General features: G+C 63.7%; 30 protein-coding genes. 19 read left to right on the top strand and 11 right to left on the bottom strand.

The window, feature by feature from the left end; all coding sequences use genetic code 11:
• Window positions 1–48 precede the first annotated feature (48 nt).
• The 6 genes from lysS to IEX78_RS17855 all read left to right on the top strand — a co-directional run bounded on the left by lysS (window position 49) and on the right by IEX78_RS17855 (window position 7,177).
• Window positions 49–1,515 (top strand): lysine--tRNA ligase, encoded by a 1,467-nt coding sequence (gene lysS, locus IEX78_RS17880; protein ID WP_188830279.1) that lies wholly within the window; start codon window positions 49–51, stop codon window positions 1,513–1,515.
• Window positions 1,516–1,630: 115 nt separating this feature from the next.
• Window positions 1,631–1,990 carry a histone-like nucleoid-structuring protein Lsr2 gene (locus tag IEX78_RS17875; RefSeq protein ID WP_188830108.1) on the top strand — a complete coding sequence of 120 codons (360 nt, stop codon included), beginning with the start codon at window positions 1,631–1,633 and terminating at the stop codon, window positions 1,988–1,990.
• A gap of 171 nt (window positions 1,991–2,161) precedes the next feature.
• Entirely contained in the window at window positions 2,162–2,761 is a 600-nt protein-coding gene (locus tag IEX78_RS17870) for an FHA domain-containing protein (protein WP_188830278.1), read from the top strand.
• A gap of 91 nt (window positions 2,762–2,852) precedes the next feature.
• Window positions 2,853–3,368, top strand: a complete 516-nt coding sequence (locus IEX78_RS17865) for an anthrone oxygenase family protein (protein ID WP_188830107.1) — start codon at window positions 2,853–2,855, stop codon at window positions 3,366–3,368.
• 35 nt (window positions 3,369–3,403) lie between these two features.
• Window positions 3,404–4,339, top strand: a complete 936-nt coding sequence (locus IEX78_RS17860) for an esterase/lipase family protein (RefSeq protein WP_188830106.1) — start codon at window positions 3,404–3,406, stop codon at window positions 4,337–4,339.
• Between the two features lie 267 nt (window positions 4,340–4,606).
• Window positions 4,607–7,177, top strand: a complete 2,571-nt coding sequence (locus IEX78_RS17855) for an ATP-dependent Clp protease ATP-binding subunit (RefSeq protein WP_188830105.1) — start codon at window positions 4,607–4,609, stop codon at window positions 7,175–7,177.
• 56 nt (window positions 7,178–7,233) lie between these two features.
• Here IEX78_RS17855 and IEX78_RS17850 read toward each other — a convergent pair whose 3' ends face one another.
• Window positions 7,234–8,190, bottom strand: coding sequence for a sensor histidine kinase (locus IEX78_RS17850; protein ID WP_229684092.1), 957 nt, complete (start codon window positions 8,188–8,190; stop codon window positions 7,234–7,236).
• Between the two features lie 166 nt (window positions 8,191–8,356).
• On the opposite strand from IEX78_RS17850, the gene IEX78_RS17845 reads away from it, so the two are divergent.
• Both IEX78_RS17845 and IEX78_RS17840 read left to right on the top strand, forming a co-directional pair.
• Window positions 8,357–8,809: an SRPBCC family protein gene (locus tag IEX78_RS17845; RefSeq protein WP_188830103.1), complete on the top strand. Its 453-nt coding sequence runs from the start codon at window positions 8,357–8,359 to the stop codon at window positions 8,807–8,809.
• A 14-nt stretch (window positions 8,810–8,823) separates the two neighbouring features.
• On the top strand, window positions 8,824–9,261 hold the full coding sequence (locus tag IEX78_RS17840) for an OsmC family peroxiredoxin (RefSeq protein ID WP_188830102.1): 438 nt from the start codon (window positions 8,824–8,826) through the stop codon (window positions 9,259–9,261).
• Window positions 9,262–9,323: 62 nt separating this feature from the next.
• On the opposite strand, the gene IEX78_RS17835 is transcribed toward IEX78_RS17840, so the two are convergent.
• From IEX78_RS17835 to IEX78_RS17825, 3 genes are all read right to left on the bottom strand, one after another.
• Window positions 9,324–10,091 carry a CbtA family protein gene (locus IEX78_RS17835; RefSeq protein WP_188830101.1) on the bottom strand — a complete coding sequence of 256 codons (768 nt, stop codon included), beginning with the start codon at window positions 10,089–10,091 and terminating at the stop codon, window positions 9,324–9,326.
• Window positions 10,082–10,282, bottom strand: a complete 201-nt coding sequence (locus IEX78_RS17830; protein WP_188830100.1) for a CbtB domain-containing protein — start codon at window positions 10,280–10,282, stop codon at window positions 10,082–10,084. Before IEX78_RS17830 ends, IEX78_RS17835 begins: the two co-directional genes overlap by 10 nt.
• A gap of 172 nt (window positions 10,283–10,454) precedes the next feature.
• A complete protein-coding gene (locus tag IEX78_RS17825; RefSeq protein WP_188830099.1) occupies window positions 10,455–10,778 on the bottom strand; it encodes an antibiotic biosynthesis monooxygenase family protein in 324 nt (107 codons plus the stop codon).
• A 54-nt stretch (window positions 10,779–10,832) separates the two neighbouring features.
• On the opposite strand from IEX78_RS17825, the gene IEX78_RS17820 reads away from it, so the two are divergent.
• Window positions 10,833–11,579, top strand: coding sequence for an alpha/beta fold hydrolase (locus tag IEX78_RS17820; protein WP_188830098.1), 747 nt, complete (start codon window positions 10,833–10,835; stop codon window positions 11,577–11,579).
• A gap of 101 nt (window positions 11,580–11,680) precedes the next feature.
• On the opposite strand, the gene IEX78_RS17815 is transcribed toward IEX78_RS17820, so the two are convergent.
• Entirely contained in the window at window positions 11,681–12,550 is an 870-nt protein-coding gene (locus IEX78_RS17815) for an HhH-GPD family protein (RefSeq protein ID WP_188830097.1), read from the bottom strand.
• Window positions 12,551–12,640: 90 nt separating this feature from the next.
• Between IEX78_RS17815 and IEX78_RS17810 the strand changes: the two genes are divergently transcribed.
• Together IEX78_RS17810 and IEX78_RS17805 are read left to right on the top strand one after the other, a co-directional pair.
• Window positions 12,641–13,264, top strand: a complete 624-nt coding sequence (locus IEX78_RS17810) for a carbonic anhydrase (protein ID WP_188830096.1) — start codon at window positions 12,641–12,643, stop codon at window positions 13,262–13,264.
• Window positions 13,265–13,320: 56 nt separating this feature from the next.
• Complete coding sequence (locus IEX78_RS17805; protein ID WP_188830095.1) at window positions 13,321–13,992, top strand: hypothetical protein; 672 nt, start codon at window positions 13,321–13,323, stop codon at window positions 13,990–13,992.
• A 110-nt stretch (window positions 13,993–14,102) separates the two neighbouring features.
• Here the strand turns inward: IEX78_RS17805 and radA are convergent, their stop codons facing one another.
• Together radA and IEX78_RS17795 are read right to left on the bottom strand one after the other, a co-directional pair.
• Window positions 14,103–15,506, bottom strand: a complete 1,404-nt coding sequence (gene radA / locus IEX78_RS17800; protein WP_188830094.1) for a DNA repair protein RadA — start codon at window positions 15,504–15,506, stop codon at window positions 14,103–14,105.
• An 83-nt stretch (window positions 15,507–15,589) separates the two neighbouring features.
• Complete coding sequence (locus IEX78_RS17795; RefSeq protein WP_229684070.1) at window positions 15,590–16,312, bottom strand: hypothetical protein; 723 nt, start codon at window positions 16,310–16,312, stop codon at window positions 15,590–15,592.
• Between the two features lie 357 nt (window positions 16,313–16,669).
• Between IEX78_RS17795 and carD the strand changes: the two genes are divergently transcribed.
• The 6 genes from carD (at window position 16,670) to IEX78_RS17765 (ending at window position 21,151) form a co-directional block, all read left to right on the top strand.
• Window positions 16,670–17,158 (top strand): RNA polymerase-binding transcription factor CarD, encoded by a 489-nt coding sequence (gene carD, locus IEX78_RS17790; RefSeq protein WP_019044685.1) that lies wholly within the window; start codon window positions 16,670–16,672, stop codon window positions 17,156–17,158.
• Window positions 17,159–17,163: 5 nt separating this feature from the next.
• Entirely contained in the window at window positions 17,164–17,856 is a 693-nt protein-coding gene (gene ispD / locus IEX78_RS17785) for a 2-C-methyl-D-erythritol 4-phosphate cytidylyltransferase (protein WP_188830093.1), read from the top strand.
• Window positions 17,853–18,335 (top strand): 2-C-methyl-D-erythritol 2,4-cyclodiphosphate synthase, encoded by a 483-nt coding sequence (gene ispF / locus IEX78_RS17780; protein WP_188830092.1) that lies wholly within the window; start codon window positions 17,853–17,855, stop codon window positions 18,333–18,335. The genes ispD and ispF overlap by 4 nt, the downstream gene beginning before the upstream one ends.
• 117 nt (window positions 18,336–18,452) lie before the next feature.
• Complete coding sequence (cysS, locus tag IEX78_RS17775) at window positions 18,453–19,838, top strand: cysteine--tRNA ligase (protein WP_188830091.1); 1,386 nt, start codon at window positions 18,453–18,455, stop codon at window positions 19,836–19,838.
• A 16-nt stretch (window positions 19,839–19,854) separates the two neighbouring features.
• Window positions 19,855–20,835, top strand: coding sequence for a 23S rRNA (guanosine(2251)-2'-O)-methyltransferase RlmB (gene rlmB / locus IEX78_RS17770; protein ID WP_188830090.1), 981 nt, complete (start codon window positions 19,855–19,857; stop codon window positions 20,833–20,835).
• Between the two features lie 37 nt (window positions 20,836–20,872).
• Entirely contained in the window at window positions 20,873–21,151 is a 279-nt protein-coding gene (locus tag IEX78_RS17765) for a DUF4190 domain-containing protein (RefSeq protein WP_188830089.1), read from the top strand.
• Here IEX78_RS17765 and IEX78_RS17760 read toward each other — a convergent pair.
• Window positions 21,148–21,960, bottom strand: a complete 813-nt coding sequence (locus tag IEX78_RS17760) for an enoyl-CoA hydratase/isomerase family protein (RefSeq protein WP_188830088.1) — start codon at window positions 21,958–21,960, stop codon at window positions 21,148–21,150. The two genes, IEX78_RS17765 and IEX78_RS17760, sit on opposite strands and share 4 nt — an antisense overlap.
• Window positions 21,961–22,325: 365 nt before the next feature.
• Between IEX78_RS17760 and IEX78_RS17755 the strand changes: the two genes are divergently transcribed.
• Window positions 22,326–22,868 (top strand): hypothetical protein, encoded by a 543-nt coding sequence (locus IEX78_RS17755; protein WP_188830087.1) that lies wholly within the window; start codon window positions 22,326–22,328, stop codon window positions 22,866–22,868.
• A 435-nt stretch (window positions 22,869–23,303) separates the two neighbouring features.
• Window positions 23,304–23,870 (top strand): hypothetical protein, encoded by a 567-nt coding sequence (locus IEX78_RS17750; protein ID WP_188830086.1) that lies wholly within the window; start codon window positions 23,304–23,306, stop codon window positions 23,868–23,870.
• Window positions 23,871–24,009: 139 nt separating this feature from the next.
• Here the strand turns inward: IEX78_RS17750 and IEX78_RS17745 are convergent, their stop codons facing one another.
• Genes IEX78_RS17745 through IEX78_RS17735 form a run of 3 tightly spaced genes read right to left on the bottom strand, consistent with a single transcriptional unit; the run spans window position 24,010 to window position 26,619 of the window.
• Complete coding sequence (locus IEX78_RS17745) at window positions 24,010–24,876, bottom strand: metal ABC transporter permease (RefSeq protein ID WP_188830085.1); 867 nt, start codon at window positions 24,874–24,876, stop codon at window positions 24,010–24,012.
• Complete coding sequence (locus tag IEX78_RS17740; protein ID WP_229684069.1) at window positions 24,876–25,694, bottom strand: metal ABC transporter ATP-binding protein; 819 nt, start codon at window positions 25,692–25,694, stop codon at window positions 24,876–24,878. The genes IEX78_RS17745 and IEX78_RS17740 overlap by 1 nt, the downstream gene beginning before the upstream one ends.
• A gap of 40 nt (window positions 25,695–25,734) precedes the next feature.
• Window positions 25,735–26,619 carry a metal ABC transporter solute-binding protein, Zn/Mn family gene (locus IEX78_RS17735; protein ID WP_188830084.1) on the bottom strand — a complete coding sequence of 295 codons (885 nt, stop codon included), beginning with the start codon at window positions 26,617–26,619 and terminating at the stop codon, window positions 25,735–25,737.
• Window positions 26,620–26,669: the final 50 nt, after the last annotated feature.

Below are 26,669 nucleotides of genomic sequence, written 5' to 3'. Positions count from 1 at the left end.
TCGCCGCGTGCCGACCGTCCCGCCGCGGATGTCGATGTTCCAGAGCAGATGCGGATCCGTCGGGATAAGCGGGAACGGCTGCTCGCCGCAGGTGGCGAGGCCTATCCGGTTGTCGTCGCGCGAACCCATTCGCTCGCCGAAATCCGTTCCGCCTATCCCGATCTCGAAGCCGATACCCAGACTGGTTTGACCGTTGGCGTCGCGGGTCGCGTGATCTTCGTGCGCAATACCGGCAAGCTGTGCTTCGCGACGCTGCAAGAGGGCGACGGCACCAAGCTCCAGGCGATGATCAGCCTCAACGGCGTTGGCGCCGACGCGCTCGCCGCATGGAAGGCCGACGTCGACCTTGGCGACTTCGTCTTCGTTCATGGCGAGGTAATCGCTTCGCGCACAGGCGAATTGAGCGTCATGGCCGACTCGTGGTCGATGGCGGCGAAGTCGCTTCGACCGCTGCCCGTCGCGCACAAGGAGCTCAACGAAGAGTCGCGGGTGCGTCAGCGCTACGTCGACCTCATCGTGCGCCCAGAAGCCCGCCAGATGGCCCGTACGCGCGTGAACGTGGTGCGCGCGCTGCGTGATGCCCTCGAGCGCCGTGGCTTCCTTGAGGTTGAGACGCCGATGCTGCAAACCATTCATGGTGGTGCTGCCGCGCGTCCGTTCGTTACTCATTCGAATGCGCTCGACATGGATCTTTTCCTGCGAATCGCACCGGAACTGTTCCTCAAGCGCTGCGTGGTTGGCGGCTTGGAGAAGGTGTTCGAGATCAATCGGAACTTCCGCAACGAAGGTGCCGACTCGACCCATTCGCCCGAGTTCGCGATGCTGGAAACGTATGAGGCTTACGGCACCTACGATGAGTCGGCGACGATGATTCGGGAATTGATCCAAGAAGTCGCACAAGAGGCTTTCGGCACCCTGCAAGTCACACTTGCTGATGGCACCGAATATGATCTCGGCGGCGAGTGGACGACGGTCGAGATGTACCCTTCGTTGTCTGAATCCATCGGTGTTGAGGTCACGCCAGAAACGACTGTGCCGGAATTGCTGAAGCTCGCTGAACAGGTGGGTCTAGAAATTCCGGAAGGTAAGGGCTACGGTCACGGCAAACTTGTCGAAGAACTGTGGGAACACGTCTATGGCGACAAGCTCTACACACCGACTTTCGTTCGTGACTTCCCAGTTGAGACCTCTCCGTTGACGCGTCAACATCGCAGCAAGTCCGGCGTTACGGAGAAGTGGGATCTGTATGTTCGCGGCTTCGAGTTGGCAACTGGCTATTCAGAACTCGTAGACCCAGTGATCCAACGTGAACGCTTCGTCGACCAGGCACGCCTTGCCGCCGCGGGCGATGATGAGGCGATGGTGTTGGACGAAGACTTCCTTACCGCGATGGAACATGGCATGCCTCCGACAACGGGAACAGGTATGGGAATCGATCGCTTGTTGATGGCACTCACGGGTTTGGGAATCAGGGAAACGATCCTGTTCCCGATTGTCCGACCCACTGCACGCTGACCAGTCAATTCCTAAACTTTTGACCCCATGTTGGAAAATTAACGTTTCGGGGTATTCTTGCCTCGGGTATTCGGCCTGAGGGCAGGCTTGACGATTTCGAGAGGACGTTCATCTCATGGCAAAGAAGGTCACCGTTAGCCTGATCGACGATGTCGACGGTGAGTCCATCGCGGACGAGACCATCGAGTTCGCGCTCGACGGTGTTTCGTACGAGATCGATCTGTCGACGACGAATGCCACGCGCCTGCGCGAGGGTCTTGACGAATGGGTCAACAACGCCCGTCGCGTCAGTGGCCGTCGTCGGGTGAAGGCCGCGGGTGCTCCGGCTCCGCAGGGGAAGGCGCGCGTTTCTATGGATCGCGAACAGAGCGCCGCAATTCGCGAATGGGCTCGTCGTAAGGGCCACAAGGTTTCGGCTCGTGGTCGTATCTCGGCCGAAATCACCGAGGCTTACAACGCCGAGGTCGCGAAGTAATTCGCAAAGCTTTCTAGATAAGGGCCGACCAGCGCGGGTTTCTCGCCTGATCGGCCCTTTTCTCGTTTGGGCTCAACTGGTGGCCTCGCGGCACCTGGTCAGGTCGGCGCACCGTTAGAATGCTCTCGTGCGCAAGCTTTTCCGGGAGTTCGAGGTGAGACAGTGACGTTCCTGCGCTTCACCGACGACACCGGTCGGCAGCACGAGTTCGCGTTGAATCCGCAAAGTCAGCGCATCACCATCGGTCGAAATTTGGCCGCTGACCTGGTGCTTGGCTGGGATGTTGAGGTTTCACGCCTGCATGCTGCCGTCGAATATCTGGGCGCGCAGTGGACCATCGTCGACGACGGCCTGTCGCGCAACGGCACCTTCGTCAACGGGGAGCGCCTCGTCGGGCGACGTCGCCTGAACCCCGGCGACCGCATTCGGCTCGGCACAACGCTCGTGCATTTCTTTGATTTCGACGGCGTTGTCGACGACGCGACGCACACGGCGGCCGGTTCGCTGCCGACGATGCGTTCGCTCACCGACACCCAGCGGGCCGTGCTGATCGCACTGTGTCGGCCGTACAAACACGGGACGGGCTTCGCGACGCCAGCGTCGAACCAGCAGATCGCCGAAGAACTGTTCCTCAGCATCGACGCGATCAAAACGCATTTGCGCACGTTGTTCGCCAAGTTTGGGGTCGAAACCCTGCCGCAGAACCAGAAGCGAACGCGCCTGGCCGCGCTCGCGATGCAGAGCGGGCTGATCTCCGACCACGACCTGTAAGCCGGCAAAGCGCTATCGCAGAGCGCGGTCTGCGAGTTGAATCCTGTTGACGCCGAAACGCTTTCGGCGACGGTTCACGCAGGAGGATCCCATGTTCGGCCTTCGGATTAGCGCGCTAGCTCTCGCGGTGCTCAGTACCGGCCTCACCGCTGGCGTGTTCTACGCCTACGCGATCTCGGTGATGCCCGCCCTGGCACGCACCGACGCGCGCACGCTCGTCGACGTGATGCAGAAGGTCAACGTGGTGATCATCAACCCGTGGTTCATGCTCGCGTTCATGGGCACGGTTGGCTTCACGCTGCTCGCGCTGCTCACCAATCTCGGTGCGCCACAACGTAAGACGCTGATTCTGGTAGCAATCGCCTTGGCGCTCAACGTGATCGCGTTCGGTGTCACCGCGGGCGCCAATGTTCCGCTCAACGACGCCCTCGCGGCAGCGGGCGACCCGGCAGCCGTTCCCGACTTGGCTACCGTGCGCGCCGATTTCGAAGCCGCATGGGTGCGATGGAACATCGTGCGCGCCGTCGTACACACCGTTGCGTTCGCCGTCCTGTGCGGCGCGCTCGTGACCGCTGGCATCGCCGAAGGCAGAGTTTCGGCGAACTGACCCCATCGCCTACTGGAACGTGTTCCAGTAAAGAGATGAGAACGCTGCTCGTCCTCGTCGCGACGGCGATGCTTTCCCTCGCGGCGAATAGCGCACCGGCCCAGGCCACACCGACCTACCCGGTTGACTACAACTTCTTCGCTGGAATCGGCCCTGAACTACTCAACCCAGGCGGCGCGCTGCCGGGTTCGAACGACACCCGTTGCGTCCCATCGCCGGAGCACCCGAATCCGGTTGTCCTGCTGCACGGCACCGGCGGTGGGGCGCAAACGAATTGGGGCGTATACGTCCCGCTGCTCGCCAACGAGGGCTACTGCGTCTTCTCCCTCACCTACGGCGCCTACGACCTTCCGTGGCCCATCTCAGCCATCGGCGGCATGGCACCGATCGAAAAGAGCGCGGCCGAAATCTCGGCGTTCGTCGACATGGTGCTCGGCGCGACCGGCGCGAGCAAAGTCGACTTCGTCGCCCATTCGCAAGGCAACATCGCGGGCAACTACTACATCAAGCGACTCGGCGGCGGCGCCAAGGTCGACAAGTTCGTCGGCATCGCGCCGCCCTGGCTTGGCACGAACGCCTTCGGCGCGGGCGACATCGCCGCGTTCAGCCGAGTGCTCGGCGTCGGCTCGGCGATGGACGCGCTCACCGGCTCGCTCTGCAACGCGTGCGCGCAAATGTTCACCGGCAGCCCCTTCATGACCAGCCTTAATGCCGACGGCGTCTACGATCCGCGCGTCACCTACACCAACATCGCGTCGGCGTTAGACGAACTGGTCGTGCCCTACACATCGGGCACAGTGCCCGGCCCGAACGCGACGTCGATCGTCGTTTCCGACGGCTGCTCGCAGGATTTGTCGGAACATTTGGCCATCGCCGGTTCGCCACGCGCGGCCGGTTTCGCGCTGAACGCGCTCGACCCCGACCACCCCCGCCCGGTCGCGTGCGAGTTTGTTCCGCCGTTCACCGGCTAGATCCACATTTCGCTGTAGGCAAAACTGGATCGGAAACGAATGCCGTGACGTGCGCGTTGTGAGTGAATGACCTTGTTGTCGGTGCACGCCAATAGAGTGGACCGGCGGCAAGGAAATCCCCTGCCAACTAGAGTGGAGGCGGGGGCCGCAACCCCCGGGCTTCATGGCAGGCTGACGACGACAGTTCGCCAGTCGAACGCCCAGGTTTGACCAGCGCATACTGCGGCGTCTGTTGCCAGAATGTCGGAGCAGGAGAGTGAGGGAGCGATGTTCGAGAGGTTCACCGACCGCGCGAGGCGTGTCGTTGTCCTGGCCCAAGAAGAGGCCCGGATGCTCAACCACAACTACATCGGCACCGAGCACATCCTGCTTGGGTTGATTCACGAGGGCGAGGGCGTGGCGGCGAAGTCGCTTGAGTCCCTTGGCATTTCGTTGGAGGGTGTGCGCAGCCAGGTCGAGGAGATCATCGGTCAGGGCCAGCAGGCGCCGTCCGGTCACATCCCCTTCACCCCGCGTGCCAAGAAGGTCCTTGAACTGAGCTTGCGCGAAGCGCTGCAGCTCGGTCACAACTACATCGGCACCGAGCACATTCTGCTCGGTCTTATCCGCGAAGGCGAGGGCGTCGCGGCCCAGGTGCTCGTCAAGCTGGGCGCCGACCTCAACCGCGTTCGTCAGCAGGTCATCCAGCTGCTTTCGGGGTACCAGGGCAAGGAGCCCGTCGAGGGCGGTGCGTCCGGGTCGCGTGGCGAGGCTGGCACGCCGTCCACTTCGCTCGTGCTCGATCAGTTCGGGCGCAACCTCACCCAGGCCGCGCTCGAAGGCAAGCTCGACCCGGTTATCGGTCGCGCTAAGGAAATCGAGCGCGTCATGCAGGTGCTTTCGCGTCGTACCAAGAACAATCCTGTGCTCATCGGTGAACCCGGTGTCGGTAAGACCGCCGTCGTTGAAGGCCTCGCGCAGGCCATCGTCAACGGTGAGGTCCCCGAGACGCTCAAGGACAAGCAGCTCTACACCCTCGACCTTGGTTCCTTGGTCGCGGGCAGCCGCTACCGCGGTGATTTCGAAGAGCGCCTCAAGAAGGTGCTCAAGGAAATCAACACGCGTGGCGACATCATCTTGTTCATCGACGAGCTGCACACGCTCGTTGGTGCGGGCGCGGCCGAGGGCGCTATCGACGCGGCTTCGATCCTCAAGCCCAAGCTGGCCCGTGGTGAACTCCAGACCATCGGCGCAACCACCCTTGACGAGTACCGCAAGTACATCGAAAAGGACGCCGCGCTGGAACGCCGTTTCCAGCCGGTGCAGGTTGGCGAGCCCACCGTCGAGCACACCATCAACATCCTCAAGGGCCTGCGCGACCGCTACGAGGCACACCACCGGGTTTCCATCACCGACGGTGCGCTCGTTGCCGCGGCCACGCTTGCCGACCGCTACATCAACGACCGGTTCCTGCCGGATAAGGCCATCGACCTTATCGACGAGGCGGGCGCGCGCATGCGCATCCGTCGGATGACGGCACCGCCGGACCTGCGTGACTTCGACGACAAGATCGCCGACGCCCGCCGCGAGAAGGAAAGCGCTATCGACGCGCAGGACTTCGAAAAGGCAGCGCGTCTGCGTGACAAGGAGAAGCAGCTCGTCGCCAAGCGCGCTGAGCGGGAAAAGCAGTGGCGTTCGGGCGACCTGGATGTGGTTGCCGAGGTCGACGACGAGCAGATCGCCGAAGTCCTCGCCAACTGGACTGGCATCCCGGTCTTCAAGCTCACCGAGGAGGAGACCACCCGTCTGCTCCGCATGGAAGACGAGCTGCACAAGCGCATCATCGGCCAGGAAGACGCCGTTCGCGCGGTGTCGAAGGCCATCCGTCGTACTCGCGCCGGGCTGAAGGATCCGAAGCGTCCTTCGGGTTCGTTCATCTTCGCCGGTCCGTCGGGTGTCGGTAAGACCGAGCTGTCGAAGGCGCTTGCCAACTTCCTGTTCGGCGACGACGACGCGCTCATCCAGATCGACATGGGCGAGTTCCACGACCGCTTCACCGCGTCGCGGCTCTTCGGTGCCCCTCCCGGGTACGTCGGTTACGAAGAGGGCGGCCAGCTCACCGAGAAGGTCCGGCGCAAGCCGTTCTCGGTCGTGCTGTTCGACGAGATCGAGAAGGCGCACCAGGAGATCTACAACACGCTGCTGCAGGTGTTGGAAGATGGTCGCCTCACCGATGGTCAGGGTCGCACGGTCGACTTCAAGAACACCGTCCTGATCTTCACGTCGAACCTGGGTACGTCGGATATTTCGAAGGCGGTTGGCCTCGGCTTCACCTCTTCGGACAACACCCAGTCGAACTACGAGCGCATGAAGCTCAAGGTCAACGACGAGCTCAAGAAGCACTTCCGTCCCGAGTTCCTCAACCGCATCGACGACGTCATCGTCTTCCATCAGCTCAACACCGAGCAGATCGTGATGATGGTCGACCTGATGATCGACCGTGTCGCGCGGCAGTTGAAGAACAAGGACATGGAAATCGAGCTGTCGGATCAGGCCAAGGCGCTGCTTGCCAAGCGTGGTTTCGATCCGGTGCTCGGCGCGCGTCCGCTGCGTCGCACGATCCAGCGTGAGATCGAGGACCAGCTGTCGGAGAAGATCCTCTTCGGCGAGATCGGCGCTGGTCAGACCGTGGTTGTCGACGTTGAAGGCTGGAACGGCGAGGGTCTTGGTGAAGATGCCAAGTTCACCTTCACCAGCAAGGCCAAGCTCACGAAGGCACCGGCTGAAGACAAGCCGGAGGTCGTGCTCACGGGTGCTGCTGAAGGCCCCGCGCCGGAAGCTGCTGCTTCGGGCGAGTAAGGCCGCAACGTGAAAGGCCCGCTCCCGGTTGGGAGCGGGCCTTTCACGTGCCTGGATTATGCGCTGACTTCGTGAACCTCAACCACGGCCGGACGCGCTGGTAGGCGCGCGGCGACGCGAAAGCCGCCCGACGGGCGCGGGCCAGCGGTGAGCGCTCCACCTAGGGCGTGGGCGCGTTCGCGCATCGCGATGATGCCGTTGCCCTTCGCGGCCGCGCGAGTCGCCGCGCTTGGCGGCGCTAGCGGGCGGCTGTTGTCGACGGTGATGTCGAGCGACTCGGGGGAGTAGCGCAGGGTGATCAGGGCGTCTGCGCCCGGCGCGTGCCGGGCGACATTGGCCAGCGACTCTTGGATGATGCGGGCGGCGGCCACGTCAATGACGCCGGGCAACTGCTTGGGCATGCCAATGACCTTGGTGTCAACGGCAAGTCCCGATGCGCGGGTGCGGTCGACAAGCGACGGGAGGTCGTCGAGTGTTGGCGTTGGCTCACGTTGTGCGGGTGGCGGCAGGGGCTCGTCGCTGTCGGCGGCGACTTGCGTTGCTGGCTCGGTGCGAATGGCGGGCAGCAGCGAATGTAGTTCGGCGAGCGCCTGATTCGACGTTGTCTTGATCGTCGCCAACGCCGCGGCGGCTTTCGCGGGCTTGCGATCGAACAGCTCAAGCCCAACCGATGACTGCGCGTTGATCAGCGAAATGCTTTGGGCGAGCGCATCTCCTGCTTCACGTGCGATCGCGAGGCGTTCCTCGCTCACGACCCGCAGCTGTTCAGCGCGCCGCACGGCTTCGACGGCGTCCGCCAACTCCTGACGTGCACGCGCGACCGCGTGCCGCTGGCGCATCCACTCGGCGAGCCCGATCAGCGCGAGCGTCCAGCCAAACAGTCCAACCGCCTGCCAAAGGCCGACCGACCACCCGAGCAGCACGGGCAGCGGCCAGACGAAGGCTAGGTAACCGACGCCGAGCACCGGGTAGGCGCGGCGGACCCCGAGGTCGCGTACCCACTTCGCAGACATTCCCACATCGGCCAGCCTATTGCGTGCCACCGACACGTGCGCCCCCGTGCGTCGGATTGGCGCTCGCAGGCCCGTATTTCGCGCTTGCGATGGTGCGAAGTCGACCCGGCGACCTCGGTGCACCCGATGCCGTCGTCGCCCGGTCACCACGGGTAAGGTCGACGGGATGGACCAGCCAGTTCCTCCTCCGGACCTGTCCACGCGACCCAATGAGCTCATGGTCGAACGCGTGATGAAAGCATCGCCCAGCCTGCTGTATGCGGCGTGGACACAGGGCCTCGACCTGTGGTTAGCGATTCCCGGTTCGGTCCGTATGCGTCCCGGCGTCGACGAGCCGCTGTATTTCGACACTGGTACTGACGAGAAACGCAATCCGCACTATGGCCGCATTTTGCGCCTTGATAAGGATCGCCGGGTCGAATTCACCTGGGTCACCGCGGCCACCGGCGGGGTAGAAACCGTTGTCGCCGTTGAATTTTTGAAACAGCCACGCGGCATTCGGCTTCGCCTGAAACACTCGGGTTTCCCGTCGCAAGCGGTGCGTGACGTGCACGAACAGGTGTGGCCCGCCATGCTCGAACGCCTCGACGAAGTCACCGCGGCCGCGGTGGCCTCCTAACCGAAAGGATTCACATGCCAACTCGTAGCGCACGGACCGACTGGACCGGCGGTTTGCAGGACGGATCGGGCGAGGTCGCGCTGGTCAGCTCCGGCGTCGGCAAGTTCGACGTGAGCTTCCCGCGTCGCGCGGCCGACGATGCCGTCGGTACCAGCCCGGAAGAGCTGCTCGCCGCTTCGCATTCGTCGTGCTACGCGATGGCGCTTTCGGCCGAAATCGCCAACGCGGGTGGCACGCCCGGCACCGAGACCGTCACCGCTGACGTGACCCTCGGCCCCGACCCGGCAGGCGGCTTCCGCATCAGCAAGATCAAGTTGACGGTGCGCGCCACCGCGTCGGGCCTGGATTCGGATGCTTTCGTCGCCGCCGCGACGGCAGCCAAGAATGGCTGCCCGATCAGCAAGGCGCTCGCTGGCGTTGCCGATATCGAACTCGACGCCGCGCTCAACTAAGACGGTTAACGAAAACGGCGCGTCGCTTGAAGATCAAGCGGCGCGCCGTTTTTGGTGCTGCGTTACTTCGTCCGCAGGTGCAATCGCATGCGAAGACCAGGCAGTCGCAGTTCAGCTTTCGCGACGTCACGCGCGGCAAGCTGCGTGAGCGTGGCGAAGATCAGCCCCAACGTCACCCACAGCGTCGTCGTCTGCGCGAGCGAGGCAACCCGGAAGTCCCACAGCAAGGTGGCGGGGAAGTCGGCGGCCACCTCGTTCACGTCGGGCAACAGCAGGTAACCAAGCGCAACAACGACGACGAAAGCCGCTGTCGCACCGAGCAATTGGAACGCGCGTTGGGTTGCCAGCGCGCGGTAGGCGGCAATGCAAGCCGTCACCGCGAGCAGGCCAAGCGCCACTGCCGCAACCCAGAACCAGGTCCGCTGGTCGATCGTTTCGGGATCACCGACCGCAGGCGGGTTCGCTGGGTATTTGAAGAACGGCACCGCAACGATCGCGAGCCATGCGAAACCGGCTGTCACGAGCGTCAATTGGAGTGCGTTGAGCTTGGAATACCGTCGCGCGAAGTTGAGCACCGACGCGATGATCACGCCAAATGCCATGCCCGCCAAACCAAGTGCGAGGAATTGGCCCGCTTTTTGCCCTGCCCGACTCACGAGCGGCTCGTCGCCGTGCGAATGTCCACCAGCGCCGGCTTCTTCAAGGGCAATCGCCGCATCGATGTGCGGCTCGCCAACGAAATAGCCCACTGTCGCGGCCAACAGTCCAGCCAACAGACCGGCAAGCAGACCGCGAAGCAGCAGGGTCTTGTAGGTCCCGATCAGTGGCATGGAACGCCCAGCAGATGACGTCCGTCGTGCATCAGCTCATGCATGAACATCCCGGTACGCGAGATGGCACCCTGATCGAAACCGACCAGGTACAGCGTGAGCAGGGCAGCGAGAACGACACCGACCGTGATGAGCACGGTTGCCAGGTTGTCCAGACCAGCCGAGCGGCTGGGCGAATGTGCGATAGCCATTCGAATTCCTCTCCTTGGGATGCGCGTCCCGTGGTTGTTATCGATGCGATGGTGCGGGTGTCTGGCTTTACAGTGGCGCGACCGCTCCGGAATCTCACCGGAATTACCGCGCACCGTCGCAGGTGTGCACTCGAACTGTGACAGCCTTAGTGGCGTCACGTCAATACCGAGGTCAGCCCTTCGCTGGCACGTCAAGGACCACTTCGAACTCAAGCAACGACGCCCCGGTCGACACCGGCTTCGGCGCTTCGCCGCCACTGCCATGACCGGCATGCGCGGCTCGCGCGGGACCGTCGCGCCACGCTTCGAAGGATTCCTCCGAATCCCATTGCGTCACAACGAAATACCGGTTGTCGCCGGCAACGGGACGCAGCAACTGGAAACCAAGGAAGCCGGGCGAGTTCTCCACCGCGCCCGCGCGAGCGGCGAACCGCTTCTCCAATTCGGGGCCAGCGCCCTCGGGAACTTCGATCGCATTGATCTTCACAACAGCCATGACCTCGACCCTAGCGCTGCCGTCAGCGTGCGACGGGTGCGGCACAATCGGGTGGTGTTGTACGACGAAGGTGGGGTCGGCGCGCCGATCCTGTTGCTGCACGGGTTGATGGGTTCCGCGGCCACGTGGTCGGATCAGGTGCCGTGGTTGCGCGAGTTCGGCCATGTGTACACGTTTCAGGCTGCCGGGCATGGTCGACCAGTGCCTGCCGACCTGGGCACGGACGCCTTCGCCGCCGACCTCGCCGCCCACACGGCACATATCGCTGAGCCGCTCACGATCATTGGGCATTCGATGGGCGCGATTCACGGCTGGGTTTTCGCCGCTGCCCACCCCGATCGCGTGCGCGCGTTGGTTGTCGAAGACATCGCCCCGGATTTCACCGGCCAGACGGCTGAAGGGTGGGCCGCGCTAGTCGATTCATGGCCGCAACCGTTCGCCGACGCTGATGCGCTTGTTGACTATTTCGGGCCGGTCGCCGGTCGCTATTTCGAGCGGGCATTCACGCTGACGGATCAGGGCTACCACCTGCATGGCGAGACTGAGACGTTCCGCGCGATCTCCGAAGATTGGGGCACGCGCGACTTTTGGCCGGAATGGAAGGCGTTGGAAATCCCGACGCTCCTGATCGAGGCCGAGCACACGATTGCCCCGGCAGGCCAAATGCGATTAATGGCCGACGTGCACCCGAACGCCGAATACGCGTTAGTCGCCGACGCCGCGCATTTGGTGCACGACGAACAGCCGACGGTCTATCGTGAGCTAGTCGCGGGATTTTTGCGAAAAGTGCTGCCGCAGTAGCGGTTTCGCTCGCAGATGGGGCTCCACATCGTGCGGCCGCGCGCCCAAGCCGCCGAAATCAGCGGTTCATCGCCCGGGAGCGCACGAACATGCGAGCCGTTTCATCCCTCGCCGGCGAGCGCGAAGAGTCCGTCCTCGGTCTGCTCAATCAGGCCATCGACCAACAGCGAATCCAATGCCCGCGCCCGCTGACCAACGTCGCGCGTCCACGCCAAATCCAGCGCGACCCGCTCAACCGGCCCACTCGCCGCACGCAACACGTCGAGCAGTCGACCGCGCGCCTGTCGATCGGTGCCCTCGTACTTCTGCACCTTCTTCACCACAGTCGACTCAGGCTTGCCCGCATCAACCCACGCACACCTGGGCAACGGGCAACGCGAGCAATCGGGTGTGCGCGCGGTGCACACCGTCGCGCCCAACTCCATCAACGCCGCCGAGAACACCGCGGCGCGCTCAACCGACGCGGGCAGCAACGCCAACGTGTCGGCTAGGTCGCGCCGTGCCGACGGATTGCCCGGCTCACGCCCATGCACCGCACGCGCGACAACCCGCCGCACGTTGGTGTCAACGACAGGCACTCGCTGCCCGTACGCGAAACACGCGACAGCGCGCGCGGTGTAATCGCCGATGCCGGGCAGGGTGAGCAGTACGTCGACGTCACGCGGGACCTCGTCGCCGTGCTCAGCGGCCAACACGCCCGCGCATTCGTGCAGCCGCAACGCCCTGCGCGGGTAGCCGAGCTTGCCCCACGCCCGCAACACCTCTGCCTGCGACGACGCCGCCATCGCCGACGGAACCGGCCACCGCGCGACCCATTCGCGCCAAATCGGTTCGACGCGCGCGACCGGCGTCTGTTGCAACATGATCTCGCTCATCAGGATGTGCCACGCGGTGGCGCTTGGTTCGCGCCACGGCAGGTCACGGGCCGATTCGGCGAACCAATCAAGCAGGCTGTCTCCGTCGATGCTCACTATTTCCACTTCAGTTTCGCCAGGGGTTGTTTGCGACCATGCAACGTGACGGACTCGCTGGTAACCCGTGCAGTGTGCACAATGGTCGCTATGCCTGGTTCCAATCCGATAAGTGCCTGGAAGTCGCTGCGCGAAGGCAACGAGCGGTTCGTCAACGGCAACCTGCTGCATCCTAGCCAAGGGGCCGCCGACCGGGCCAAGCTCGTCAACGAGCAGCACCCGCACGCGATCCTGTTCGGCTGTGGCGACTCGCGCGTCGCTGCCGAGCTGATCTTCGACCAGGGTCTCGGCGACATGTTCGTCGTGCGGACGGCCGGTCACGTTGTTGATTCGTCGGTGCTTGGGTCGATCGAATACGGCGTCGAGGTGCTCAATGTGCCGCTGATCGTCGTCCTCGGGCACGACAACTGCGGTGCGGTGAAGGCAACGATCGACGCCCTCGACGGCGGCGAGGTACCGGGCGGGTTCATCCGCAGCGTCGTTGAGCGGGTCACGCCGTCGATCTTGGTTGGCCGCCGCGAAGGGCTCACCCAGGTCGACGAGTTCGAGGCACGCCACGTTGTCGAGACGTCGCGACTACTCATGCAGCGGTCGATGATCATCTCGCAGCGCGTAGCCACTGGTCAGTGTGCGATCGCGAGTGTCACGTACAAGCTTGAGGACGGGCGCGTGCAGTTGCGTCGCGCGGTCGGCAATATCGGCGAGGTTGTGTAACCCGACACGCCGAACTCATCGAGCGCCCGCTTGGGCGGTGCGCTTACCGTGGTGGGGTGCTGGAACCGAATGGACCGCTGCCACCGGAGATTTACTGGCGTCGTCGTGCGCTCGCGATCGGGCTGATCGTTGTCGCGCTCATCGTGGTGATCTGGTTGGTCATGGCGGTGGCGCGTGGCGGCGATTCGCCGGGCACCGAGACGGTCACGTCGACTACCGCCACTTCGGCGCAGTCGACGAGCCAGACAACAACCGTGTCGAAGTCGACGAGCATCGCCCCAAGCACGTCGTCGACGGGTGCGTCATCGACGAACGCGGGCACCCAGCCAGCGGCAGCGCCATGCACTGACCAGTCGCTCGCGGTGAAAGTGTCTGTCGCACAACCCACTTACCGCGTTGGCGACCAGCCGCAGTTCGGGACGGTGATCACGAATACGTCCGGCACGGCTTGTTCGCGCGACTTCGGGGCCGGCCCGCAATTCTTGGTTTACACCCTCGACGGGCAGAAGCGACTGTGGGCGAGCAACGACTGCAACCCCGACAATCCGCCGGAGACAAAGACACTCAAGGCGGGTGAACAACTTTCCTACAAGGGCGCTTGGTTTGGCACTACCTCGCAACCGAATTGCGTTGGCGAGCGTGCGCCGGTGCCCGCGGGCGCGTACATGGTTGTCGCGCAATTAGGTCCGATTCGCAGCGCGGCCGAACCATTCAATCTGGCCGCATAATCAACGGCCGCGCCACATTATGCTGGTGCGCTATATCTCACACATTAGTTCTGTGTTGTTTGCAAACTTCGCAGGAATTGCGGCGGTGTCAAGGGGGATGGCCGTTCACGCTATCCGGCGGGGACAGTTTCTTTGGCTGCTCGGGATTTGCTCAAACCAGCCATTCGTAGCGCTGCGCGAAGGTCGCTGACCTCGTGCACGCGCATATTGCCGATCTTGGTTTTCTCCGCGCCGGGCGGAACGATGGCGTTGGTAAAGCCAAGGCGCTCGGCTTCAGCGAGACGGCGCGTGAGCCCGGTAATCTTGCGTACCTCACCGGCAAGCCCGACCTCGCCGAGGATCACCCAGCCCGCAGGCAACGCCCGGTCGGCTTCCGCGCTCGCGATGGCAAGCGCGATCGCGAGGTCGGCGACAGGTTCGAGTAACCGCATGCCGCCGACGGTCGCGGCGTACACGTCGTGCTTGCCGAGAAAAACCCGTCCGCGACTTTGCAGGACAGCGAGCACCATCGCGACGCGGTTGTAGTCGAGCCCGCTGACCGCGCGACGCGGCTGCGGGATTTCGGTCTTGACGGTGAGCCCCTGGACTTCGGCGACCAGCGGCCGTTTGCCGTCCATCGCGACCGTGACCGCCGTGCCCGACACCGACTCGGTGCGGTGATGGAGAAACAGCCCAGACGGATCGTCGACGCACGCGATGCCGTCTTCATGCAGCTCAAAGCAACCAACCTCGTCGGCGCTGCCGAACCGATTCTTGATGCCGCGAACCATGCGCAGCGTCGAGTTCTTGTCGCCTTCGAATTGCAAAACAACGTCGACGAGGTGCTCAAGGGTGCGCGGACCGGCGATATTGCCGTCTTTAGTCACGTGGCCAACTAATAGGACAGCGACACCGGTTGCCTTCGCGAGCGACGTAAGCGCCGCCGTGACCGCGCGCACCTGCGTGACGCCACCAATCACGCCGTCGACCTCGGGCGCGAGCATGGTCTGCACGGAGTCGACAACAAGCAGCGTTGGCCGCACCTGCTCAACGTGACCGAGCACGATCGACAGATCCGACTCGGCGGCCAAATAAACCCGGTCGTGGACCGCGCCCGTGCGATCGGCACGCAACCTGACCTGCCCTGCCGATTCCTCAGCCGTGACATAGAGGGCTGTCTCGTCGCGCTGGGACGCCCACCGAAACGCGACCTCAAGCAGCAGCGTCGACTTGCCAACGCCCGGCTCGCCGGAAAGCAGAACAACCGAACCGGGCACGACACCGCCGCCTAGCACCCGGTCGAGTTCGGAAACGCCAGTCGACCGCGACTGCGTGACCTTGGCGTCGATCTGCGAAAGCGGCGCGGCAGCAGTGCTCGGCAACATAGCCCTACGACCAGGCGCGACAGCGGCGGCGGGCAGCACAGCGGCCTCGTCGACCGTGCCCCACGCACCGCAATCCGGGCACTTGCCAACCCACTTCGCCACTTCGTGCGAGCAGGCCGAGCAGCGATAGACGGGCTTGGTCTTTGCCATAAAAGCGGACCTTACGTGCGCGTACTGACAGAAACGACAAATGCCAGCCAGACGCGATGTCTGACTGGCATTTGCGGAAAAGATCAGTGGCCGGACGCACCTTCGGGCGCGGGGCCCGACTTCGTGTTGGTGACGCGGTCGGTGTCGGCGGCGTCGACCGGGATCGACACCTGGACGGTGCCAGCGGTCTTGAAGTTGAAGGTGACCGTGTAGGTCAGGCCCGGGTAGATCTGCTTGCTCAGGTTCGAGATCTCGATCGAACCGGGCTTGGTGACCGGGTCAGCCGACGGCTTGTCGCCAGCGGGAGCCTTGGTGGTCGTCGGCGCTGCCGTGGTGGTCGGCGCTGCAGAGCTGGTCGGCGCGTGGTGGTCGTCGCCATCGGCGGCGTGCGGCGGCACCGCTGCCGAAACCTCGACTGGGCCGACGACGACGGTCTGGTTCGGCTTGAGCTCGAAGCGCGCGTCGCCGTTCGGGCCGGTGAGCTTGACCTGGCCCAGGTCGGACGTGACGCTGGTCAGCTCGTCGGTGATGGTCTGGCTGCCGTTGATGATCGACAGCGCGAGCACAGCCTTGCCGCCCTTGTCGTGCTCGGCGGGGCTCGACGGGTACACGATGTGCACGTCACGCAGGGCGATGTCGCCCACGTTGGCGAAGGTGCCGTTGATCGCTGCGGCCTGCGAAGCCGTCTGGCTGTGCTGGCCTGCGCTGCAACCGCTCAGGGCAATGCCTGCGGCCGCGGCGATGGCGGCAACCGCCGCGATGCGACGGCGCGCCGACGGGGCTGTCACAGCTGTGTGGGCAGTCACGGTTTGTCCTCCATGTCGACCGGGCTCACTTCGCGCTCCCTAGAGAGGGCGCGAAGGTGTAGTAACTAGGCAGCGTAGTAGTTCGTTTCGCGTGTGTGGCGACGGGGCTCGCGACGCGCGGGAGCCGAGATAACAGTTCGGTGTCTCGGCGGTGGTTGCCGGGTAGATGCCAGCGATAGACTAGGGGTGTGCGGCGCGTTGTGCTGCGGGTTAACCCATTATGGCTCAACGTAATGCACAACAAGTGTTACTTGTCAACCCCTAGGATGGCCTCGTTGTGGCCCTGACCTGCACAGTTGATCGCGCCGTTATCGAGTCGCATGTTAAACTGTGAACATCGAAAGGGGCACGGGACACATGATTTTTAAGGTCGGAGACACCGTCGTTTACCCCCACCACGGAGCGGCGCTGATCGAAGCAATCGAGACCCGCACCATCAAGGGTGTGCAAAAAGAGTATCTGGTCCTGAAGGTCGCACAAGGCGACCTGACCGTTCGGGTTCCCGCGGAAAACGCGGAATACGTCGGTGTGCGTGATGTCGTCGGCCAAGAGGGCCTCGACCGCGTATTCCAGGTGCTTCGGGCACCGCATACCGAAGAGCCGACCAACTGGTCGCGCCGTTACAAGGCCAACCTTGAGAAGCTCGCCTCCGGCGATGTCAACAAGGTTGCCGAGGTCGTCCGCGACCTGTGGCGTCGTGAGCAGGACCGTGGCCTTTCCGCCGGTGAGAAGCGGATGTTGGCCAAGGCTCGTCAGATCCTCGTCGGTGAGCTCGCGCTCGCTGAGGGCACCGACGACGGCAAGGCCGAATCGCTGCTCGACGAGGTCCTCGCCGCGGCTTCCTAAAAGCCGTGTCCGCTGTCGTCGCATTGGTGCCTGCCGCCGGTCGCGGCGTTCGCCTGGGTGAGTCATTGCCCAAGGCGTTCGTCCCGGTCGGCGGCACGCCTATGGTCGCACTCGCTGTCGCTGGGCTAGTCGCCTCTGGCGTCGTCGACCGCGTTGTCGTTGTCGTGCCCGAAGGGTTACCGCAAGACATCATCGACGCCGCGCTTACCTCCTCGCTCGGTGCGTTGCCCCCGGTACCGGTGCAGGTGGTTGTTGGCGGCGCTCAGCGCACGGACTCGGTGCGCGCTGGCATCACTGCCACCCCCGATGCGACGCATTACCTTGTGCACGACGCCGCACGCGCGCTCACTCCGCCCGCGCTCATCGGCAGGGTGGTTGGCGCGCTGTACGCGGGCAACGACGCTGTCGTCCCCGCGCTGGCCGTTGTCGACACGATCAAATCCGTCGATGCCGCTGGCGTTGTCACCGGCACTCCCGATCGCGCCGGTCTTCGCGCGATCCAAACCCCGCAGGGGTTCACCGCCGACGTGCTTCGTCGCGCCTACGCCGCCGAAGGCGCGGCCACCGACGACGCCGGACTGGTCGAGCGCATCGGCGTTCCCGTCCACACCGTCGCTGGCGACCCGCTCGCCTTCAAGATCACGACGCCCCTTGACCTTCGCTTGGCCGAATCACTCGTAGCGCAGGTAGTGCGATGAGAGTTGGCATCGGAAGCGACGTGCATCCCATCGAAGCGGGCAGGCCCTGCTGGATGGTTGGGTTGCATTTCCCCGATGCCGACGGCTGCGCTGGTCATTCCGACGGTGATGTCGCTGTGCACGCGCTCTGCGACGCCCTGCTTTCCGCCGCTGGCCTCGGCGACGTCGGTGCCGTTTTCGGCGTTGGCCGCCCAGAATGGGCCGGCGTTGGCGGTGCCGCCATGCTCACCGAGGTCCGTCGCCTGCTCATCGAAGAAGGCTGGTCGGTCGGCAACGCGGCCGTTCAGGTCATCGGCAACCGACCCAAGATCGGCCCGCGCCGCGCCGAAGCGCAAAAAGTACTTAGCGAACTGCTCGACGCGCCCGTTTCTGTTTCGGGCACCACCACTGACGGGTTAGGGCTCACCGGTCGCGGCGAAGGTGTCGCGGCTATCGCGACCTGTCTGTTGACCGCGAACACTGAGTGTCCGCGGTCTTAGATCCAACCTGCCATCGCCCGCCGCCGTGCCATTACGGCTGATGCGGGTTCACAATCGAGGTAGGCCCACGCCAGCCGCGCGTGTTCCTGCCTATCCCACCGACTAGGATCGATTGCCGTGACCTTGCGCCTTTTTGACTCCGACACGCGGACCCTGCGGGAATTCGTCCCGCTAGTCCCCGGCCGTGCCTCGGTGTATCTGTGTGGGGCCACCGTCCAGGGCCTCCCGCACATCGGTCATGTGCGCAGCGGCGTCGCTTTCGACGTGCTGCGCCGCTGGTTGCTCGCCAACGACATTGATGTCGCGTTTATTCGCAATGTCACCGACATTGACGACAAGATTCTGCACAAGGCAGCCGAAGCCGGTCGGCCTTGGTGGGAATGGGCGGCGACCCATGAGCGCGCGTTCAACGACGCATACCGCGTGCTCGGCGTTTTGCCGCCGTCGGCCGAACCGCGCGCCACCGGCCATATCACCCAAATGGTCGAAATGATGCAGCGACTCATTGACCGTGGGCACGCGTACGCCGCCGAAGGCGACGTGTATTTCGACGTGCTCAGCTGGCCGAATTATGGCGAATTGTCGGGCAACAAACTCGACGATGTCCATCAGGGTGAAGCGCCAGCGCGCGGCAAACGCGACCCACGCGATTTCACACTGTGGAAGTCGGCGAAACCCGGTGAGCCGAGCTGGCCGTCGCCGTGGGGTCCCGGTCGTCCCGGTTGGCATCTCGAATGCTCGGCAATGGCCGAGTACTACCTCGGGGCCGAATTCGACATCCATTGCGGGGGACTGGATTTGGTGTTCCCCCACCACGAGAACGAGATCGCGCAGTCGAAAGCGGCCGGCGACGGTTTCGCGCGGTATTGGTTGCACAATCACTGGGTCACCATGGGTGGCGAGAAGATGTCGAAGTCGCTCGGCAATGTGTTGTCGGTGCCGAACGTGCTCACTCGCGTTCGACCGGTGGAATTGCGTTTCTATTTGGGTAGCGCGCATTACCGGTCGAAATTGGAGTATTCCGACAAGGCGCTTGACGACGCGGTGGTGTCGTATCAGCGCATTGAGGCCTTCGTGAATCGCGTGAATGAACGCGTTGGCGAGGTGACGGTCGGTAAATGGACCGACGCGTTCGCCGCCGCGCTCGACGACGATCTGGGGGTGCCCAGGGCGCTCGCCGAGATTCATCGCGTCGTGCACGAAGGCAACCGCGCACTCGAAGCCGGTGCGGTCGACACCGCGCTTGAACAGGCTTCGCAGGTGCGGGCCATGCTGTCGATCCTCGGGGTCGACCCGCTCGACGAGCAGTGGTTCAGTCCCGCCGACAATTCGGCGGCGCTGGACGCACTCGATTCGCTCGTGAAAACAGAATTGGACCGTCGCGCCACCGCGCGCGCGGAAAAGAATTGGGCTGAAGCCGATGCCGCCCGGGATCGGCTAATCGCGGCGGGTATCGAAGTTACCGATACCCCGCAGGGGCCGGAATGGTCGCTGGGCGCATGAGCGGAAAGGCGAACTGATGGCAGGCAATTCACAGCGACGCGGTGCTATTCGTAAAGGCGGCACCAAAAAGGGCGCGGTAGTTGGCACCGGCGGCAAGCGCCGTCGGGGCCTTGAGGGTCGCGGCGCGACCCCGCCTGCTGAGGCGCGTACGAAGCATCCCGCGCATAAGCGCAAGGTCGCTGCCGACAAGGCGAAGGCCGCTGGTCGCCCGATCGGCAAGGCGCCGTCGCGTGGGCCGGGGCGCAAGCCCGACGACGGTCCCGAGTTGGTGCTTGGTCGCAACCCGGTGCTTGAGTGTTTGCGCGCCGAGGTCCCCGCGACCGCGCTGTATGTCGCCAACGGCACCGAGAACGACGACCGCCTGAGCGAAAGCGTGCAGCGCGCCGCCGACATGGGCATTTCGATTCTTGAGGTGCCGCGCACCGACCTCGACCGCATGAGCACCAACGGGCTGCACCAGGGTGTCGCGCTGCAGGTGCCGCCCTACCGCTACTCCCATCCTGAGGATCTGCTCGACAAGGTGAAGCAGTCGGCGGAGCCGGCGCTCATCGTCGCGCTCGACCACATCACCGACCCGCGCAACCTCGGCGCGGTCATTCGGTCGGTCGCGGCGTTCGGCGGCCAAGGCGTGATCATTCCGCAGCGACGTAGCGCGAGTGTCACCGCGGTTGCGTGGCGGACCAGTGCGGGCGCGGCGGCTCGACTGCCCGTCGCTAAGGCAACCAACCTCACTCGCACGCTGAAAGAGTTTGCGCAGCAAGGGTTTCAGATCATCGGGCTCGACGCGGGCGGCGATCAGACGCTCGACGAGTTCGACGGTTCGCTGCCGACGGTCATCGTTGTCGGTTCCGAAGGCAAGGGCCTGTCGCGCCTCGTGCACGACACCTGCGACTCCATCCTGAGCATTCCGATGGCAGGTCCGGTCGAGTCGTTGAACGCCTCCGTTGCCGCTGGTGTTGTTCTGGGCGAAGTCGCGCGCCAGCGTCGCTTGAGTTAGCGGCCCAGCCACGCTGCGAGACAGTACAATTCGCAGCGTGGCTATCCCCAATCTGCCTAGCGGCGAGACGGTTGAGCACCCGCAGGCCAACCTTGTCCTCGTGCTTGGTCTGCTAAGCCCGTTCTGCTGCGGGCTTTTTGGGCCGGTCGCATGGGTGCTCGGCAAGCGAGCGCTCAACGAGATCGATGGTTCTTACGGTCGGCTCAGTGGCCGTTCGCAGGTGCTCATCGGGTACATCGCGGCGATCTTCGGCACCATTGTCGGGATGTTGTTCGCGTTGCTCTTCGTTGCCGGTTCGTGCAACGGGAACTTTTAAGCGCCTTCACCTTCGTTGAGGCTGGCTGGCTGCGGGTTCCACGCTGGCCATTCCTCGCTCACCGAACCGCTCCAATTCGGTTGCCGCCGTTGGTTAAACGCGGCCATCGCCTCGCCGCCGTCCACGCTCTTGGCGACGTGCGCGTTGAGTTCGGACTCAAGCTGACCAACCATCGCGGGCGTCATCCCGAGGCCCTCCCACATCAGCCGCTTCGACAGCGCGACGGGCAGGGGAGCGGGGCCGTTGGCGATGTCGTTGGCAACCGCGAGCGCGGTCGGCAGTACTTCGCCCGCGGGCAGCGCGGCGTTGGCGAGGCCCATCGCTTTCGCTTCTGATCCGTCGAAGGTACGCCCGGTGAGCATGATGTCGGCGGCGTTCGCCAGCCCAGCGAGGCGCGGCAGCGTCCAGTGCGCGTAACCGTCGGCGAGCACGCCACGTCGCACCTGACTCATCCCGTAGACGGCGTCGCTGGCGAAATAGCGCAGGTCGCATTGCAGGGCCAGTGCGAGTCCGATGCCGACCGCGTGCCCGTTGACAGCGGCGATGACGGGCTTGCGTACCTGCCACGGCGGCGGGTCGAGGGTGGCGGTTGGTTCGCCGCGCGCGGCGAGGTCGGCGCCCGCGCAGAAGGCGGGCGGGGTGCCCGTGATAACGACAGCGCGAATCGCATCTTCGATATCGCAGCGGCGCAGGGCCGCGCTCAGTTCGGCGGCCATCGTCGCGGTGACGGCGTTTTGTTTGGCTGGTCGGTTGAGCGTCAGGACAGCGACACCGTTGCCGGATACATCGACGAGCAATTCCGAACTCATGGGCGCAAATCCTACTCTCGCGAGGGAGGCAGCCCGCTGAGGTATTTGCGGAATTCCGGCGAGTACTAGAAAGCTAGAGGCACTCGGTCTCGCAACACGCAGAAGCAGCAGGCAGTCGCGGTCAGGATCTCATCGGTCCAGTCCAACAACTGTTCGTCGCTTGCGGCGCGTACCGTGGCGACGGTGGCGGTTGGCAGTGACCTACCCAATCCCAAGTGGTACTGCTGGTCTCGACTCACGTGTGACACAGGTTCGAGTGATGGAGCCGGTAACCTCGGGCAGGTATCCTCAGCCAAACGGCTACGTAGTATACATGAATCAGACAGGTCAAACCGTGAATCCCATGACAGGACAGACTGTGAAAAATGGCGATCCGCATGCCCAATCCCGATCTCATGATAACGATTGAGGATCTGGCCTTTTCTGATGATCGGCCTACTTGGGACGGCATGACCGATGAAGGCTCACTCGCTGAAGTCGATGCATTGCAGGAAATGCAGATACTCGATATTCGCGTGTCGCCACTCGTGGGGAAGGTTGCGATTCTTCTTGAGGCGAGGACGGCATTACAGTTTCGTGCGGGGAATTCCGTACTGTGTGTGGTAGACGGTGCTCAGCTATTTGGATGGAATAGCGTAAAATCGAGAACCGGGTTTACTGCCTATTCCGTGGTCGGCAACCTGACCGCAATTTCGGACGCGGTTGCGGTGAATTTCGTGCTCCATCCGAGTGCTGAGCTTATTGTGCGCGGGGTCGCGGCGAGGTTCTATCTTCTCGATGCGATCGGTGTAAGCGACTCAATTCCCGACTACGCCGATGCAGATTGGAAGAGCCTTAATAGCCAGTTGCCACGTTGGTCTTCTAGATTCGAAGTCCTTCAATCGTCGTACGTAGAGCCGATGGAGTAACCTTCATAACAGTCGTTTCGACTTTCGACGCGCCGCCTCCTGGTGAAGAACCTGCCTATGACTTCGCCGATTCTGGTGCACCGAGCGATCGAGCAATTCCGAACTCATGGGCGCAAATCCTACTCTCGCGAGGGAGGCAGCCCGCTGAGGTATTTGCGGATTGCGGACCGAACGCCAGGAATCTGGACGCAACGAGTGCGCGGTCAGGATGCCGTCGGTCCAGTCCAACAACTGGTCGTGGTGGGCCGCTCGTGCGGTTGTGACGGTGGGCAGCGGGCGGAACTTGCGGGCCGACGCGGTTAGCGAAGTTCCAGCCGCAGTTTCCGAAGTTGATCGCCTCGACGAGTTGAGGCAGGCTGCGATGGTGGGCCGCATGTGGGCGGCGGCGTTGGCAGTGCAGTATCGAATCGACTCCCACGGATCGGTGGTACCTAAGTGAAACCTGTGCGTATCGTCAGTCTCGATCAAAGCGGCCGGGACTTCATGCGCGAATCTCTGGTCCATGGACTCGGTCTTGCGCGGGGGTTGTCCGATGAAACTTCACGATTGCATAATGTTTATGCGATAGTTTCCGAGGACGCCAACGTGCTGAACATTTGCGAATTCCGATTTGCAGTCGGTGGGTTTGCTTTGCCGGGGTTTCGCAATCTAATTGCGAGCCGCTACGCGGGCCGTGTACTCGTTCTGGAACTACCGATGCGGCGTCCCTGGGATAGCCCCTCGGGCGTCGACCAGTTCGTGCCAGTGGTGAAGTCCGACGATATTTTCGCAACCTGTGTTATTGGTGAGTCGGATAACGTGCTTGATGACGTGCTAAGAAGTCAAGACACGACCTTCCTGTACTGTGGTTTTGTCTTTCGCGATGTGCCCGCCGTACGAGCTTGGGTCCGTAGTAGCGACTCCATTTCGTATTCCGCACTGGCGAGTGCGCTGGAGGCGGTATTTGTGGGTGCTTACGACGGCGAAGGCATATTGATGCTCACGAAGGATGCCCTCAAGTGAGCAATCTATTTGACCCATGCAGGCCCCTTGAATGGCATCCCACCGACATCATTTCCCAGTAGCACGCACAGTGCTCGCGTTCGCAGGCGCGGGATGTGCATGCGGCGGCGTCGGGCTATAGCAAGAAGTGACGCGGGCGTTAGCCGACCTTCGCGACTTTCCGGTCGCGCTGGCCGACCACCCGGCACACCAGGTAGATCGTGAATGAGATGCCGGTGACGAAGGTCGACACCGGGACGCCAGGGGCGAGCGAAAGTAGGAGTCCACCGACGGCTGCGACCTCGGCGAAGATCACCGAAAGGACTGTCTGACGAAGCGGGCTCGCTGTCACCTGCGCGGCTGCTGCGGCGGGGGTGATGAGGAGCGCGAGCACGAGCAACGCGCCGACGATCTGCACGCCGAACGCGGCCGTAATGCCAAGCAGCACAGCGAAAATAACGGAAAGCGCGCGAACGGGAACCCCACGCGCGATCGCGACTTCGGGGTCGGTGCTCGCAAAGAGCAGTGGTCGATAGATCACCGCGAGCACGGCAAGCACGCCGCCAGCGCAGGTCACGAGCAGTGCGAGCCCGTCGTACCCAACGCTCGCGACTTGGCCGGTGAGCAGGGAAAACTTCGAGCCAGCGCGGTCGGGGGCGAGCCAGAGGAAAAGGACGGAAAGCCCGAGCCCGAACGACAGGACAACCGCGATCACCGAATCACGTTCGCGCGCACGGTTTCCTAGCCACCCGAACAGCACAGCCGCGATCACCGACCCGACAATCGCCCCAAACCCAACCCCGACGCCGACAAGCAGCGCGGCGGCCGCGCCGGTCAACGACAGTTCGGAGGTGCCGTGCACGGCGAACGACATCTGTCGCGCGACGATCAGCGGCCCGATGAGCCCGGCAAGCAGCCCGAGCAGCAGCGCGGCAATGAGCGCTTGCTGCACGAAGTCGTAGGTGAGCAGGTTGGCGGTGGTGTTGAAGTCGAGCAGTTGATGCATGAGCTTGGTCAGACGTTCCATCAGTGCTTCCCGCCAAGCGCGTCTAGTTCGTCGCCCGTGCCGACGACGACGAGGCGGCCGCGCACGCGCAGCACCTCAACCTCGGTGCCGTACAGCTCGGACAGGGTTTCCGACGTCATCACCTCGTCGGGGGTGCCGATGCGGAACGCGCCGTCGACCAGGTACAGGATCCGGTCGACGAGGGGGAGGATTGGGTTGATCTCGTGCGTCACGAAGAGCACGGCGGTTTCGTGTTCGCGGCGACGTTTGTCGACCAGTTCCGCGACGAGCGCCTGGTTGGCGAGGTCGAGGCTCAGCAGTGGTTCGTCGCACAGCAGCACCGACGGGTCGCCGACGAGCGCCTGGGCGACACGCAGCCGTTGCTGTTCGCCACCAGACAGTTTTTCCAACGATTTGTGCGCGAAGGCGGTAGCGCCAACCGCCGCAATCGCGGTGTCTACCTTGCGCTTTCGTTCATGACGTCCGCGCAAGCCGATGCCCCAGCGATGTCCGTCAACGCCAAGCCCAACGAGGTCGGTGCCGCGCAACTGCACGCCAGCGTCGATGGTCTTCTGCTGCGGGACGTAGCCCACCGCCGGATTGCCAACGCGCGCACCAACTCCCGCAACCGAAGCGCTGCCCGATTCAAGCGCGAGCTTGCCGAGCAGCACATTCAGCAGCGACGTTTTGCCCGAACCGTTGGGGCCGAGGACGGCGATGAACTCGCCCGGCGCGACATCGAGGTCGAGGTCGCGCCATAGCGTGCGTTGACCGAAAGAGAGTCGCGCGGAACGCAATTGGATCGCCGATGTCTCCACCCGCGTTGCGACTTCACCCATAGCGACCCCCTTCCGGGGCGTTGCGGACATCAGCATCGGATCAGCGCAGTGCGAGCGCGAGCGACTTCGCGTTGGCGGTCAGCCATGCGACGTAGTCGAGCCCGACGGGCAGCGTCTCGGTGACCTCGACAATGCGCACCTGCGAACCGGCGGCGACGTCGCGCAGGTCCTTGGTGATCTTGTCCTGGGTCTGGGTGTTGTAGATGAGCGCCTTCGCGGTCTTCGACGTGAGCAGCTCGCGCGTCGCGGCAACCGATGCGGGCGACGGATCGGTCTCCTGCTCGATCGCTTCCTGGAACTCGTGCGGCGTGCGGTCGTCGACGCCAGCGGCCTTGAGCAGGTAGTGCGCGATCGGCTCGGTCTGCACGACCGGGGCGTTGGCGTGTGCTGTCGCGATGCTCGCGGTGACGGTGTTGATGCCGATCAGCTGCGTTTTGAAGGCGTTCGCACGCTCGGTGTACCCGGCGGCGTGCGCGCTGTCGAGCTTGCCGAGTTCGACGGCGATCTGGTCGGCGACGGCGGAAACGGTCGGGATGTCGTACCAGACGTGCTCGTTCTCGTCGGCCTTGTCGGCACGCAGCGCGAAGGCTTCGATGCTCGGCTTCTTCTTGCCTTCGATGGCCTTTTCGATGAACTCGTCATAGTGCGCGCCGTTGAAGACAACCAGGTCAGCGTCGGAAATCTTGGCGGTGTCGGCGGGTGTCGTCTCGAAGGAATGCGGGTCGGCGGCCGGATCGGTGACGATCGAGGTGACCTTGGCGTCGGGGCCTGCGATCACGGTGGCGATCGAGCCCCACGCCGAGGTGGACGCGACGACGTCGATGGTGCCGTCGTCCTTGCTGTTCCCACCGCAGGCAGCGAGCACAGCGGTGGCTGCCGCTCCCGCCGTCAACGCTGCACAGATGCGGGTGAATCGACTGCTCACGCGGTACTCCTGGCCTAGCTACGGATCTGCTCTAGATCATAATGGGAATC

Source organism: Nocardia camponoti, from assembly GCF_014646135.1.
Taxonomy (GTDB): domain Bacteria; phylum Actinomycetota; class Actinomycetes; order Mycobacteriales; family Mycobacteriaceae; genus Nocardia; species Nocardia camponoti.
Note: the sequence above shows the minus strand (reverse complement) of the source record. Positions and strands in the feature narration are given on the sequence as shown.

Bases quoted from the DNA above. Each gene is read 5' to 3' on its own strand.
- IEX78_RS17855 (WP_188830105.1), top strand. From the start codon at position 4,607: ATGTTCGAGAGGTTCACCGACCGCGCGAGGCGTGTCGTTGTCCTGGCC.
- IEX78_RS17850 (WP_229684092.1), bottom strand. From the start codon at position 8,190: ATGTCTGCGAAGTGGGTACGCGACCTCGGGGTCCGCCGCGCCTACCCG.
- IEX78_RS17840 (WP_188830102.1), top strand. From the start codon at position 8,824: ATGCCAACTCGTAGCGCACGGACCGACTGGACCGGCGGTTTGCAGGAC.
- IEX78_RS17740 (WP_229684069.1), bottom strand. From the start codon at position 25,694: ATGGGTGAAGTCGCAACGCGGGTGGAGACATCGGCGATCCAATTGCGT.
- IEX78_RS17745 (WP_188830085.1), bottom strand. From the start codon at position 24,876: ATGGAACGTCTGACCAAGCTCATGCATCAACTGCTCGACTTCAACACC.
- carD (WP_019044685.1), top strand. From the start codon at position 16,670: ATGATTTTTAAGGTCGGAGACACCGTCGTTTACCCCCACCACGGAGCG.
- IEX78_RS17830 (WP_188830100.1), bottom strand. From the start codon at position 10,282: ATGGCTATCGCACATTCGCCCAGCCGCTCGGCTGGTCTGGACAACCTG.
- IEX78_RS17810 (WP_188830096.1), top strand. From the start codon at position 12,641: ATGCCTGGTTCCAATCCGATAAGTGCCTGGAAGTCGCTGCGCGAAGGC.
- IEX78_RS17835 (WP_188830101.1), bottom strand. From the start codon at position 10,091: ATGCCACTGATCGGGACCTACAAGACCCTGCTGCTTCGCGGTCTGCTT.
- IEX78_RS17825 (WP_188830099.1), bottom strand. From the start codon at position 10,778: ATGGCTGTTGTGAAGATCAATGCGATCGAAGTTCCCGAGGGCGCTGGC.
- radA (WP_188830094.1), bottom strand. From the start codon at position 15,506: ATGGCAAAGACCAAGCCCGTCTATCGCTGCTCGGCCTGCTCGCACGAA.
- rlmB (WP_188830090.1), top strand. From the start codon at position 19,855: ATGGCAGGCAATTCACAGCGACGCGGTGCTATTCGTAAAGGCGGCACC.
- IEX78_RS17760 (WP_188830088.1), bottom strand. From the start codon at position 21,960: ATGAGTTCGGAATTGCTCGTCGATGTATCCGGCAACGGTGTCGCTGTC.
- IEX78_RS17865 (WP_188830107.1), top strand. From the start codon at position 2,853: ATGTTCGGCCTTCGGATTAGCGCGCTAGCTCTCGCGGTGCTCAGTACC.
- IEX78_RS17875 (WP_188830108.1), top strand. From the start codon at position 1,631: ATGGCAAAGAAGGTCACCGTTAGCCTGATCGACGATGTCGACGGTGAG.
- IEX78_RS17860 (WP_188830106.1), top strand. From the start codon at position 3,404: ATGAGAACGCTGCTCGTCCTCGTCGCGACGGCGATGCTTTCCCTCGCG.
- IEX78_RS17845 (WP_188830103.1), top strand. From the start codon at position 8,357: ATGGACCAGCCAGTTCCTCCTCCGGACCTGTCCACGCGACCCAATGAG.
- ispF (WP_188830092.1), top strand. From the start codon at position 17,853: ATGAGAGTTGGCATCGGAAGCGACGTGCATCCCATCGAAGCGGGCAGG.
- IEX78_RS17755 (WP_188830087.1), top strand. From the start codon at position 22,326: ATGGCGATCCGCATGCCCAATCCCGATCTCATGATAACGATTGAGGAT.
- lysS (WP_188830279.1), top strand. From the start codon at position 49: ATGCGGATCCGTCGGGATAAGCGGGAACGGCTGCTCGCCGCAGGTGGC.